Source organism: Hydrogenophaga sp. A37 (assembly GCF_002001205.1).
Classification (GTDB): domain Bacteria; phylum Pseudomonadota; class Gammaproteobacteria; order Burkholderiales; family Burkholderiaceae_C; genus Hydrogenophaga.
In genome coordinates this window covers 1-11,075 of the sequence record NZ_MUNZ01000127.1, presented here as the reverse complement: position 1 = coordinate 11,075, position 11,075 = coordinate 1, and the positions used below count along the sequence as shown (strand labels likewise).

The window sequence follows — 11,075 nt, the reverse complement described above, 5'->3', positions numbered from 1 at the left end:
TCGGCACGGCCGCGCCGCGCGCTTTCATGGCCGAGATCACGGCGGTGGCTTCGCCCAGCAGGTCGGGCTCGGCCAAGCTCTTACCGATCTTCAGACCGGCCGCGAGCATGAAGGTGTTGGCGATGCCGCCGCCGACGATCAGGCCGTCCACGTTTTTCGCCAGGGCCTGCAGGATGGTGAGCTTGGTCGACACCTTGCTGCCGGCGACGATGGCCACCAGCGGGCGCTTCGGGTTGGCCAAGGCCTTGCCGATGGCGTCCATCTCGGCCGCGAGCAGCGGGCCGGCCGAGGCGATGGGCGCCGTCTCGGCGATGCCGTAGGTGGTGCCTTCGGCGCGGTGCGCGGTGCCGAAGGCGTCGTGCACGAAGATGTCGCAGAGCTTGCCGAGCTTGGCGGCGAGCTCGGGCTTGTTCTTCTTCTCGCCGACGTTGAGGCGGCAGTTCTCCAGCATGACCACCTCACCGGGAGACACCGAGAAGTCGCCGTCCACCCAGTTGGCCACGACGCGGATGTTGCGGTCCATGAGCTGGCCCATGCGCGCGGCCACGGGCGCCAGCGAATCTTCTGGCTTGAACTCGCCTTCGGTGGGTCGGCCCAGGTGGCTGGTCACCATGACGGCGGCCCCGGCGTCCAGCGCCATCTGGATGGCCGGGATGCTGGCGCGGATGCGGGTGTCTTCGGTGATGCGGCCGGCATCGTCCTGCGGCACGTTGAGGTCGGCGCGGATGAAGACGCGTTGGCCCTGGGCTTTGCCTTGGGCACAGAGATCGGAGAAGCGGATGAATTGCATGAGGACGCCTTGAGCGGGCAGCGGTGCTGCGGGATGCGGGAGCGCAGGTGCGAAACGCAAATTGTAGGCACTGCCGCCGCGCGGTTGGGTTCACCGACGGCGACAGGTTGAACCAGGGAACAGCGATGGGGAAGATCTCCACCTCCGTTGGTGCGCCGTCAGGACCTGACGCGGTCCAGCTTATGTGGCGCTTATCGCGAGCGACACCCCAGGAAAACCCCCGGACTTAAGCGGGCACAAATATTCACAACCCAGCATGGACCCCCGACCCATCGGTCTTTGTGAATGTCTTTGTTTCCCCAACTTTTCAGGAGGTTCCCCATGCCATCCACCGCCCACACCGAGCGCTACCGCACCCCGTCCATCGCCCTGCACTGGATCATGCTGCTGTTGCTGGTGGCGGTCTACGCCTGCATCGAGCTGCGCGAGCTGTTCCCCAAAGGCAGCGATCCGCGCGAAACCCTCAAGGCCCTGCACTTCATGCTGGGTCTCACGGTCCTGGCGTTCGTGGCGCTGCGCGTGGCCCTGCGCTTCTCGGCCCCCGCACCGCGCATCGAACCCACACCACCCCGCAGTCAGCAGATCCTGTCCAAGCTGATGCACGCCGCGCTCTATGTGTTCATGGTCGGCATGCCGCTGGCGGGCTGGCTGTACCTGAGCGCCAAAGGCAAACCCGTCCCGTTCTTCGGCCTGGAGCTGCCGGCCCTGATGGGCACCGACCCCGAGGCCGCCGCGTGGATCAAGGAAGTGCACGAAACGGTGGGTGTGGCCGGCTACTGGTTCATCGGACTGCACGCGGCGGCCGCCCTGTTCCACCACCATGTGATCAAGGACAACACCTTGCTGCGCATGTTGCCCTCGCGCGGCTGAGCCGCCACGCCGGTGTCACCCAACGCTTGAAACAGATGGCCGAGATCATGAACACAACGCCCATACGCTCCACAACCGTCTGGCTCTTCGCGCTCCTGACCTGCTGGGGCGGCCAAGCCGTGGCCAGCACGCCCACCGAAAAAGTGGTCTGCACCCAGCTGCCGCGCTCGCAGTGGATGTCGGAACAGCAGGCCCGGGCCGCGTTCGACGCGCCCCGGTACCTGCTGGTGCGCTTCAAGATCTCGCGGGGCAACTGCCACGAGTTCTACGCGGTGGAAAAAGACGGCACCGTGGTGGAGGCCTACCGTCACCCCGTCACCGGCGAAACCGTGCGCCTGACCCGCGTGGCTCCGCCCACGTCGGCGGCCTCACAACCGCAAGCGATGGGGCTGTCGGAGGCAGGCACCGACCTCAAACCACACTGAGCACGAAGTCGGCTTTGCCCACGCTGCACTCCGGGCAGTGCCAGTCTTCCGGCACATCGGCCCAGGGCGTTCCGGGTGGAGTGCCGTGATCGGGGAGTCCAGCGGCTTCGTCGCAGACCCAGCCGCACACCGCACACACCCAGACGTTCATGGCGTCACTCGCTTTCTCTCAAGAGGGGTTGTGGGTCAGTCGTCATCGCCATCACCGGCCCCGGACGACACCTGGCTCCAGGCGTTGGCCGGGATCAGGCCCTTGGGCGATTGCTGCCATTCCCAGGCGCCGTAGGCCAGCACGGCCACCAGCAAGAGGGCGGCCAGCCGGTCTTCGCCGAGGAACGCCTTTTTTGAGCGCACCCAATCGCGCGGAGACCTCAGGAGGTGTGCTTCCCTCTGATTCGGTTGGCCGGGCCGGGATGGTGCCCATCTCTTTTGGTTTCTGAGATCATCATCTGCGTCATTAGTCGCTTTGTTGTCTCAGTGGTTCAAGGCTGTGCGCGGCCACCAGCAACCCCACGACCCAGCCGACACGTCCATGGACCGCCAACTGAGAACCGAAACAGGCGCACTGAATCTTGAAAATGAACATTCACTGGGACAACCTCAAGTATTTCATTGCCACCGCGCGCGCCGGATCGCTGACCGTAGCGGCCCATGACTTGCACACCAGCCCAGCGACACTGTCGCGCAGACTCGCCGCACTGGAAAAAGACTGCGGCGCAGCGCTCTTTACCCGAACTCACGCGGGATACGGGTTGACCCGCGATGGTGAAGCCTTGCTGGCGCGGGGTCTCTCCATCGAAGAGGCCTTCTTGGCGTTGGAGCAGTCTTTGCCAGGGTCCAAGGAAGAGGTGTCGGGCCAAGTCCTTGTGGCGACCAGTGAAAACCTGGCCCATCTCATCTTGTTACCGGCGTTGGCGCATTTCCGGCTGGCTTACCCTCAGATTGATATTGAGTTTCGTACCGGTGTGCAGCAAATTGCATTGCACGGGCGTGCGGCTGATATTGCCCTTCGACTGTCTCTGCCCACTGCGGGAAACTTCAAGGCCCGGGTGGTGGGTTGCCAGGCCCATGCGCTGTACGCCAGCCAGGCACTGGCGAACGATCCCCACCATGCAGAGACCGGTATCGTGGGGTGGTCCGACGATTTCTCCGATCTGCCCATCACCCGTGCGGCGACTGTGCACCGCTGCTGGCGTGGGCCAAGGCTTCGGCTCAACACCTTGCAGGGGCACGTCGCAGCAGCGCGCGCGGGACTCGGCTTGGCCTATCTGCCCTGCTTTGTTGGCGATTCTTCCGGCGAACTGGTGCGCGTCGATGGTCCCGATGGTTTGTTGTCACAGAGCATCTATCTGGTGCTGCACAACGACATGATCGAGACGCGACGTGTGCGCGTTGTTGCCGACTTCATCATTGACACCTTGCGCGCCGCTGCGCCGCGCCTTCTCGGCGAAGCAAGCCCCACCTCTGGTTTGTGCGAGCGTGTTTGAACCAAGCCGGCTATTCCTTGAGCTGATAGGCGGCCATTGCTGCCGGTGTGTAGCGTTCACCTGCCACTGCGCCAGGGTGGAACACGGTGTTGAGCCTCGCCAACGCGTGTTCACTGAGCACCACGGCACAGGCGGCCGCGTTTTCCCGCAGGCGCGCGGGACTGCGGGTTCCGGGAATCGGAACGACATGAGGTCCACGTGAAAGCACCCAGGCCAAGGCGACTTGTGCCGGTGTCGCACCGATCTCGGAGGCGATCTGGGCCACCGTGGCAACGAGTGGGCGATTTTTTTCCAGGTTGTCCCCCGTGAACCGCGGCAAGGAGCGGCGAAAGTCGTCGGCATCGAGCGTCGCAGGATTCAGGACGGGGTCGGCCAACAGACCCCTGCCAACCGGACTGTAGGCCACGAGCAGGATGCCCAGTTCGCGGCACACGTCGAGGACGCCACTCGTCTCCACCACCCGCGTCATGAGGGAGTATTCCGTTTGCACGGCCGTCAGCCCCAACCGTCCGTTGGTGCAGTGCCGCAGTGCGGCATCCGCTTGGCGAATGGTGGGCACATCGACCTCGCTCAACCCGACCGAACGGATGACCCCTTCGGCGATCAACGCGGCCATGGCCTCCATGCTCGCCTCTATGTGCACGCCCCCCTCAGCCACCCGGTGCAGGTAGTAGAGGTCGATCGGGGTTTGCAGGCGGTCTTGTGAGCGCCGGGCGGCATCCCGGATGTAGGTCGCGGAGGTATCGACTCCACGCCGGGTTGGATCATGGAGGTCGCGCAAGATGCCCCCTTTGGTCGCCAGCACGATCTGGTCGCGTTGAGGGTGGTTGCGCAGATACCGGCCGAGCAGGCGCTCGTTGTGGCCATGACCGTAGACATCGGCGGTATCCAAAAACCGGATGCCCGCTTCCATGGCTGTATCCAGCGTTGCAATGGATACAGCATCGTCCTTTGGGCCGTAAAACTCGGACATGCCCATGCAGCCCAAGCCGATGGCAGAAACGGACAGGCCGCCAACGCGGGCGCAGCGCATGGGTAGCGCCGATGTGGATTCAAATGGCATAGGAACCTTGTTCATGTCGGTCAGGGGCGGATCAAACGCACCAGCAGGAAAACAGCGCCCATCAGCGCGAGTGTCAACAGCGCGAATGGGAGCAGAGAGTGCACGTCCAAGAGCGAGGCCAAGCCCATGATGCCCGCTGCAATCAACATCAACGAAAACCCAAGAATGGAGCTTGCCAGTCCGGCGATGTGCGGGAAGGCGGAGACACCCAAAGCCATGAGATTGGGGTACATGACACCGCTGAAAAACACCACAAATGCGAAGGGTGCCAACGCCCAGAGCGTCAGGTCAAAACCCATGGCCCCCAGCACCTGGACCACAGCAGCCGTCAACGCCAGCGTGGATGCGACAGAGAATTTGCGTGAAACGGTGACACTTTTGGGAAGCAGGCGGTTGGAATAAACGCCACCGAAGTACACGGCCCCGAGTGTCAGGGCGACCGCGCCAAATACTTCCGGTCCATACCCCATGACGGTCTGAACTGTGAACGGCCCAACGAGGTTGAAGGCCAGCAACACGCCATAGCAAAAGCCCATGGCGAAGAAGACCAGAACAAAGCGCAAGGTGCCATAGATTTCAACGATGCCGCGACCGATGGCCTTCGCACTGAACGGCACCAAGCGTCGGTTCGTTTCCTTCATGACCCCCACGATGAGTCCGAGCAGACCAAGCCCATAGAGCACCAGAAAAACGAGTGAATAACGCCATCCGATGGTCGTTTGGAATGCTGCACCCAGCACAGGTGCAATCACGGGACCGATGCCCCAGCCGATCACCATATAGGTCAGAACTTGTGCGAGCTTGGGGCCTTGGAAGCGATCGGTGGCGATCGCTCGCATCAGTACCGATGCGGCAGTGATGCCGATCCCCTGCACCATGCGTCCGGCAATAAACCATGTCACGGTGGGAGCAAAGATGGCCATCACCGACCCGACGAGGAATATCAGAAATCCGGCCATCAATGCGCGACGGCGCCCAAAGCTGTCTGAAGCCGGCCCGTAGATGAGCTGCCCAATGGCAAATGCGGCAAGGTACAGCGTGACGCTCAACTGGACGGTTTGACGATCGGTGGCGAACTCCGCCGATATCAATGGAAGCGATGGCACGAAGATGTCGATGGCCATTTGCCCAATGGGGGCAAGCGCAACAATCAAAAAAGCGAGAAATCGGTCATACCAGGGTTTTTCAAGGTAGATATTGGGTACACCCAAGGACGTTTGATTCATGTCAGTATTCTCCAGTTGCGGGTCCGGGCGATGGCCAAGAGTGAGGGGTCGTTGGGAACCACGCCGGGATGCCCGACGAGTTCCAGCAGGGATAGGTCGGACAGGTGATCGCCATAGGCGGCACATTCGGCCGGGGAAATTCCGGCCCGCGCCATCAGTTGACGCGCTGCGTGGGTTTTGTGGATACCGATCATGGGTTGTTCAACCCCACCCGTGAAACGGCCGTCGGCCACCCGAGGGCGAGTACAAAGCAATTCGTCGGCACCCAGCTGGGCAGACAATGGCTCCAGTACGGCCGGGAAGGAACCCGAGACGAGAACAATTCGGTCCCCGCGCTGGCGGTGTGCCGTCAACGCTGCGACCGCTGGAGCCAGGAAGAAAGCCGGTTCTCCCTTGCGTTGCTCAACCCATTCGGTTGCGATTGCCGCAACGGCATCAGCTGATGTTCCTCGCCAAAAGAGATAGTAGAGGCGGTTGATTGCAACGCGCGGCACGCCCACCCTGGCGAGTCGACGAAACAGGCGCAGGCGTTTCGCGTAGCGCGTCAAGCCCGCTTCCCCCTCTGTTTTTTCCAGGAAAAAGCGCATCACATCGAACATGCTTTTCGTGGCGATGAGCGTCTCGTCCACATCGAAGAAGGCCATGGCGGAATGGGTCATGGCGCTATCTCCAGCAGGACAGCTGTCCACGTGAACCCTGCACCAGCGCCAATCAACAGCACCCGGTCACCGGGCTCCAAGTGGCCCGTGCGGACCAAGGCCTGAAGCGCGACGATTTGGTCGATTGTTCCCATGTGCCCGAGATGCGCACCGAAGCCCACCAAGCTGCGCTTCTCGCCCTGATCGAATGCGGGAAAGTAGTTTTCACGCAGAATATCCAGCCCCAGATGCGGGAACAGGATGTGGCGGATGGCGCGGTCTGATGCTGCGTCAGGCGCCATTCGGTTTTTGATTTTTGACATCGCATTCCGTGTGCCGTGCTGAAGGCGCTCACGGCCATGGCGGCTCAGAAACCGCCGTTTGGCGGCGCGCACGTCTTCACTGCGCAACCCCGTTCCGTCGTGCAATGCGTTCAGACCGGGGTCGGTCACGGTTTCAATGGCGAGGATGTGTGCAATGCCTCTTCCGACGCCGATCACCATCGCTGCGGCCCCGTCGCCATACAGGATGCTGTAGTCGGCGGTGACCCGGCAGAATCCGCCTGTGCCAAAGCAGTCGCTGCCAACCAGCAGCGCCCGCCCCGTCGCATGTTGGCCAAGATGGGTGCAGGCCACCTGAAGTCCAACGAGCAGGCCGTCGCACCCTTGTCTCAATGCGATCGGCAGTGCGTGGTCTGCCTCCAGAGCGGCTTGCACGGCCGTTGCTGGGTTCCAGAACACGCCCATGCCTTGTGCATGGGTCGATGCATGAACAACCAGCGTCAGCGGTGGTCCTGCCGGTAGCGTTAGGTTCCTACAGGCCGCGATAGCCAGTTGCCCCGCCGTTCGCTCGGTTTCAACGGCCAGTTGTTCATATCCCATGCGTGACAGTCGATCAACTTCGTGTGGCCACGCGGCTTCAATGTCGTTGATGGATGTCCTTGACGCAGGCAGTTCGACAGCCAGATCAAGAATGGATAGCCCGGTCATTGGGCACTCCCCGGGCCGTGGTTCGGGTGACTTTGCAGCCTGCGCACATGCCGGTCCGGCGTCATCCACAAGCGGGTTCGGGGGGCATCCGCAACGGTCCAGCACCCTGCTTCGGCTTTCTCTGGGACCAAGCCACATCGTTTGTCAACGCGGCGACCGATCTGCAGAGCCTGTCGCACCTTTGTGTCGGTACTACCGAGTCGATCTGGGCCCGAGGCTGCGTAGTCGGTGGCGATGTGGCTCAAACGAATCGCCATGTTTGCAAAGGCACTCCGAAGCGCCTCCACCTCCGCATCGGTTCTGGCGTCGCGCAGCGCATTGACGAGGGGCATCATGGCGACCTGCGCCAATGTCGCCTCGGCAATGGCCCTGCGTTCGGCCTCGTAGCTGTCGAACTTCGGGGCGAAGTTGAGGTCCCCGGCCAGTCGAAGTGCGATGGCCTCAGCGTCGCTGATCCCCAAATTGAGTGCCTGTCCGCCAGCGGGTGGATGTACGTGCGCAGCATCGCCAGCCAGCCACACCCGCCGATCACCCCAGTGGCTGGCCAGGCGGGCATGGACCCGGTATGTCGCTGTCCGATCGATGTGGCAAATGCGTCGGTCTGGATCCGCCACGAGCCGGGATTGTTCAACCAGAAACTCGGCCTTCGTCAGGCATGGCTGGTCGGCATTCTGGAGCGCGCCGGGTGTTCCCGTGTAGGAGCCAGGGCCTGCAACACGGACGCTTCCGTCCCGAAACGGAAGCCACGAAATGACGCCGTGCGCCGTGATGAGCATCGTGCTGACGCTGTCAGGCGCGGGTTTGGCCGCCGGCTGGCCTTCGCCGAGCAGGTAGGGGATGGGCAGCGTTTCCCCCTCAAACTTGGCCCCGAGTTGGGTTCGTATGGTTGATCGGGCACCGTCGCATCCGATCAGCCAGGCTGCCTCGATGATCTGGGGTCCACCATCGGCAAGGCGCAATTTGACTTGCACGCGGTCGGTTGATTGCGTGAACCCTTCGACCGCAACACCACGATGAACGCGCACGCCCATTTCCAGCAGCGCTCTGGTCAGAATTCGCTCAATGTCCGGTTGGCGAAGGTTAAGAACGCACGGGAACCGTGTCGGCAAGTCTCTGAAATCTATCGCCAGTCGGAGCCCATCAGACCTCTCGAATGCGATGGCCGGCTGTATGAGCCCTTCCTCCAAAAATTCCCCCGACAATCCCATTCGGTCCAGTATTTCCAGAACCCGTGCATGCACCATCACGGCACGAGGGCGGACATCAACATTCGGCGCCGCTTCATAGACGGCAACATCCAGCCCCGCCCGTTTCACCATCAAGGCCAGGGCCAGCCCCGTGGGACCCGCTCCAGCAACCAAGATCGGCCCCGTCATGCAGTCACCCGTTCGCTGTGGCTGTGGCTGTGGCTGTGAACCTTGTGCGTCACGGTGCTTGATACATGGTGCACTCTGAGAAATTTTCGAACGCAGTCATCGGCAAGTTCGATTTCTCGTGTCTTGAGGCGATGCGCATCAAACACGGAAAATGAAACCTTCGATGTTGCGCACTCGACTTCGCCTTGCCATACGCCAATCGATGCCGTCACAGACAGGCGGCCATCATCACTGCGTTTGAGTTGTTCTGTTTTAAACAGCAAGCTGGCACCCACCGGAAATACAAAGGACTTGTAATCGACAGTCATCGACTTGATCGCAAAATAGGTTTCAGCCGGGGTATTTTCATCAAATAGATGTTCCTCAGAGACTGCCAAGAACATCTGCCGTATGGCTTCTGTCAGTACCATGCCCTGAACATGCAGGCCAGTGACGTGATCCAGAAGCAGTTCATTGCGCGCATCAATTTGCAGATCCGCCAAGAAGCAGTTTTCATCAATGCGCTTCGGAACACTGATGAGTACATTTTGTGGAGCGTGCTTGTGGACATGCCCTCGTGTCGCCGAAACGGTTGGCGGCCAGTCCGCCAGAGAAAGGGCGATGTGGCTTGGCGCATGGTCAATCAATTGCGCTATGTAGGCGCGGTCATTCTCCGAAATTCCCTGGCCCCAGACCAAGTGTTCGGGCAATGCGGATTTGCTTCGAAATCTGTCCGTTCCTCCAAGTTGGCGCAGGTGCTTCGCCAATTCACTGACGGTGAAGACGCCCTCGACGGATGAAAATCCCGAGAAACAGTCACCCACCACTATTCCACAATTAACCATATCAACTCCCTTTTATGTTGCGTTGCAGCAATGCATGCTACGGACAGTCGCGGATGCTGGATATAGAAGAGTTTGGAAACCCGTTTTTCAAATCTGACGGGCTCGCGCTCAGCGGTGGTGTGGCGCTGCGCATCCAGCGAGTGACTGAACGGGTTGAGGTGGTGGTGACCGAACGCCTCCGCCAGATTCGCCCAAACTCCTGCGAGTTCTGAGGCATGCCAGGGGTAGGCGCCGAGTTGCATCAACCGCCCGCGGAGCCGTAGGATGAATCCGATGGGGCAGCCAGAGCGCCCCCAGGCGCCCTTATCGGGTCGGTGGCCCTTCACCCGTGAGGTGAGTGGTCGCTTCGTGGTCCAGAGTCCCCGTCTTCACGGGCAACCGCTTTCATCTGCATTGAAGGTTGGTACACCCCCGGACGCCACCACAGCGGTCTGGGCAATTTCTCACCAGCGTCAAACCACACAAAGCACGAAGTCGGCCTTGCCCACGCTGCACTCCGGGCAGCGCCAGTCTTCCGGCACATCGGCCCAGAGCGTGCCGGGCGCAATGCCGTGATCGGGGAGCCCGGCGGCTTCGTCGTAGACCCAGCCGCACACCACACACATCCAGACTTTCATGGCGTCACACACTTTCTCAAGAAGAGGTTGATCAGTCGTCATCGCCAGCGCCGTCGCCTTGCGACACCTGGCTCCAGGCGTTGGCCGGAATCAGGCCTCGGGGCGATTGCTGCCATTCCCAGCCGCCGTAGGCCAGCACGGCCACGAGCAAGAGGGCGGCCAGCCAGCCCCGGTTGTGCGGCACGAGGTTCGGCCCGGGGCCAGCGACCCAGCCGGTCAGCATGGGTGCCGCCTGGTTCTTGCGGCGCAGCACGCTCAAGCCCCCGATCAGCGCCAGGTGCGCCAGCACCACGAACAGCATCGCCTCGCCGAAGAACTCGTGCAGTTCGCCGAGCCAGTCTTCGCCGGGGAACACGCCCCATTCGTTGAAGGTGGCGTAGCCACTCAGCGCCAGCGGCAACACCAGCACCAGCAGGGCCATGACGGCCAGCGCCATCAGCAGGTTTTGCCCTTGGCGCCAGTTGATCGTGGCCAGCGATGACGCGGTGCGCAGCGACCTCAGCCACGCGGGCGCACTGCCCAGCTTGCGCCAGAGCAGGCCCAGGCCGGCCTGGCGCGGGCCGAAGACACCGTAGAGCACCCGAAAGGCCAGCAGGCCCGCCATGGTGTAGCCCAGGGTGACGTGCAGCATGCGCCAGCGCTCGCCGTCGGCCGTCAGGTAGGCGCCGAGAAAGCTCAGCGCGAACAGCCAGTGGAACATGCGCGTGGGCGCGTCGGTGACACGGCGGCCCGGGGCGGTGGACGGGGCCGAACGGGGGGTGGCAGAGAGT

The 11,075-nt window shown here is 62.1% G+C and carries 14 protein-coding genes and 1 pseudogene; 4 read left to right on the top strand and 11 right to left on the bottom strand.

What is annotated here, in order from left to right; translation table 11 throughout:
• On the bottom strand, positions 1 to 790 hold a 790-nt coding region (pgk, locus tag B0E41_RS17275), incomplete at its 3' end, for a phosphoglycerate kinase (RefSeq protein ID WP_077332582.1).
• A 321-nt stretch (positions 791 to 1,111) separates the two neighbouring features.
• Between pgk and B0E41_RS17270 the strand changes: the two genes are divergently transcribed.
• Both B0E41_RS17270 and B0E41_RS17265 read left to right on the top strand, forming a co-directional pair.
• Positions 1,112 to 1,660 carry a cytochrome b gene (locus B0E41_RS17270; protein ID WP_077332580.1) on the top strand — a complete coding sequence of 183 codons (549 nt, stop codon included), beginning with the start codon at positions 1,112 to 1,114 and terminating at the stop codon, positions 1,658 to 1,660.
• A 47-nt stretch (positions 1,661 to 1,707) separates the two neighbouring features.
• The gene (locus tag B0E41_RS17265; protein ID WP_171984803.1) at positions 1,708 to 2,085 is read left to right on the top strand and encodes a PepSY domain-containing protein; all 378 of its coding nucleotides are present in this window, start codon (positions 1,708 to 1,710) and stop codon (positions 2,083 to 2,085) included.
• Here B0E41_RS17265 and B0E41_RS17260 read toward each other — a convergent pair.
• Together B0E41_RS17260 and B0E41_RS26715 are read right to left on the bottom strand one after the other, a co-directional pair.
• Positions 2,072 to 2,236 (bottom strand): rubredoxin, encoded by a 165-nt coding sequence (locus tag B0E41_RS17260; RefSeq protein ID WP_077332576.1) that lies wholly within the window; start codon positions 2,234 to 2,236, stop codon positions 2,072 to 2,074. The genes B0E41_RS17265 and B0E41_RS17260 overlap by 14 nt on opposite strands.
• Positions 2,237 to 2,271: 35 nt before the next feature.
• Positions 2,272 to 2,439 (bottom strand): hypothetical protein, encoded by a 168-nt coding sequence (locus tag B0E41_RS26715; protein WP_216350776.1) that lies wholly within the window; start codon positions 2,437 to 2,439, stop codon positions 2,272 to 2,274.
• 224 nt (positions 2,440 to 2,663) lie between these two features.
• Between B0E41_RS26715 and B0E41_RS17255 the strand changes: the two genes are divergently transcribed.
• Positions 2,664 to 3,572 (top strand): LysR family transcriptional regulator, encoded by a 909-nt coding sequence (locus B0E41_RS17255; RefSeq protein ID WP_077332574.1) that lies wholly within the window; start codon positions 2,664 to 2,666, stop codon positions 3,570 to 3,572.
• Positions 3,573 to 3,582: 10 nt separating this feature from the next.
• On the opposite strand, the gene B0E41_RS17250 is transcribed toward B0E41_RS17255, so the two are convergent.
• From B0E41_RS17250 to B0E41_RS17220, 6 genes are read right to left on the bottom strand one after another with little or no spacing between them, the layout of a single operon-like run.
• Entirely contained in the window at positions 3,583 to 4,650 is a 1,068-nt protein-coding gene (locus tag B0E41_RS17250; RefSeq protein WP_253194958.1) for an aldo/keto reductase, read from the bottom strand.
• A 5-nt stretch (positions 4,651 to 4,655) separates the two neighbouring features.
• On the bottom strand, positions 4,656 to 5,861 hold the full coding sequence (locus B0E41_RS17245) for a multidrug effflux MFS transporter (RefSeq protein WP_171984802.1): 1,206 nt from the start codon (positions 5,859 to 5,861) through the stop codon (positions 4,656 to 4,658).
• The gene (locus B0E41_RS17240; RefSeq protein WP_077332568.1) at positions 5,858 to 6,520 is read right to left on the bottom strand and encodes an HAD-IB family hydrolase; all 663 of its coding nucleotides are present in this window, start codon (positions 6,518 to 6,520) and stop codon (positions 5,858 to 5,860) included. Before B0E41_RS17240 ends, B0E41_RS17245 begins: the two co-directional genes overlap by 4 nt.
• Complete coding sequence (locus B0E41_RS26710) at positions 6,517 to 7,488, bottom strand: ketoacyl-ACP synthase III family protein (RefSeq protein ID WP_171984801.1); 972 nt, start codon at positions 7,486 to 7,488, stop codon at positions 6,517 to 6,519. The genes B0E41_RS17240 and B0E41_RS26710 overlap by 4 nt, the downstream gene beginning before the upstream one ends.
• Positions 7,485 to 8,864 (bottom strand): FAD-dependent monooxygenase, encoded by a 1,380-nt coding sequence (locus B0E41_RS17225; protein WP_077332564.1) that lies wholly within the window; start codon positions 8,862 to 8,864, stop codon positions 7,485 to 7,487. The genes B0E41_RS26710 and B0E41_RS17225 overlap by 4 nt, the downstream gene beginning before the upstream one ends.
• A complete protein-coding gene (locus B0E41_RS17220; RefSeq protein ID WP_171984800.1) occupies positions 8,861 to 9,667 on the bottom strand; it encodes an AfsA-related hotdog domain-containing protein in 807 nt (268 codons plus the stop codon). The genes B0E41_RS17225 and B0E41_RS17220 overlap by 4 nt, the downstream gene beginning before the upstream one ends.
• Before the next feature lie 74 nt (positions 9,668 to 9,741).
• Here B0E41_RS17220 and B0E41_RS27175 point away from each other — a divergent pair, with 74 nt between their 5' ends.
• A complete protein-coding gene (locus tag B0E41_RS27175; RefSeq protein ID WP_171984799.1) occupies positions 9,742 to 9,900 on the top strand; it encodes a hypothetical protein in 159 nt (52 codons plus the stop codon).
• Between the two features lie 240 nt (positions 9,901 to 10,140).
• Here the strand turns inward: B0E41_RS27175 and B0E41_RS17215 are convergent.
• A pseudogene (locus tag B0E41_RS17215) lies at positions 10,141 to 10,302 on the bottom strand (rubredoxin); the annotation flags it as partial.
• Positions 10,303 to 10,336: 34 nt separating this feature from the next.
• On the bottom strand, positions 10,337 to 11,075 hold a 739-nt coding region (locus B0E41_RS17210), incomplete at its 5' end, for a cytochrome b/b6 domain-containing protein (RefSeq protein WP_143433882.1).

Bases quoted from the DNA above. Each gene is read 5' to 3' on its own strand.
- B0E41_RS17270 (WP_077332580.1), top strand. From the start codon at position 1,112: ATGCCATCCACCGCCCACACCGAGCGCTACCGCACCCCGTCCATCGCC.
- B0E41_RS17265 (WP_171984803.1), top strand. From the start codon at position 1,708: ATGAACACAACGCCCATACGCTCCACAACCGTCTGGCTCTTCGCGCTC.
- B0E41_RS17260 (WP_077332576.1), bottom strand. From the start codon at position 2,236: ATGAACGTCTGGGTGTGTGCGGTGTGCGGCTGGGTCTGCGACGAAGCC.
- B0E41_RS17255 (WP_077332574.1), top strand. From the start codon at position 2,664: ATGAACATTCACTGGGACAACCTCAAGTATTTCATTGCCACCGCGCGC.
- B0E41_RS17250 (WP_253194958.1), bottom strand. From the start codon at position 4,650: ATGAACAAGGTTCCTATGCCATTTGAATCCACATCGGCGCTACCCATG.
- B0E41_RS17245 (WP_171984802.1), bottom strand. From the start codon at position 5,861: ATGAATCAAACGTCCTTGGGTGTACCCAATATCTACCTTGAAAAACCC.
- B0E41_RS17240 (WP_077332568.1), bottom strand. From the start codon at position 6,520: ATGACCCATTCCGCCATGGCCTTCTTCGATGTGGACGAGACGCTCATC.
- B0E41_RS26710 (WP_171984801.1), bottom strand. From the start codon at position 7,488: ATGACCGGGCTATCCATTCTTGATCTGGCTGTCGAACTGCCTGCGTCA.
- B0E41_RS17225 (WP_077332564.1), bottom strand. From the start codon at position 8,864: ATGACGGGGCCGATCTTGGTTGCTGGAGCGGGTCCCACGGGGCTGGCC.
- B0E41_RS27175 (WP_171984799.1), top strand. From the start codon at position 9,742: ATGCTGGATATAGAAGAGTTTGGAAACCCGTTTTTCAAATCTGACGGG.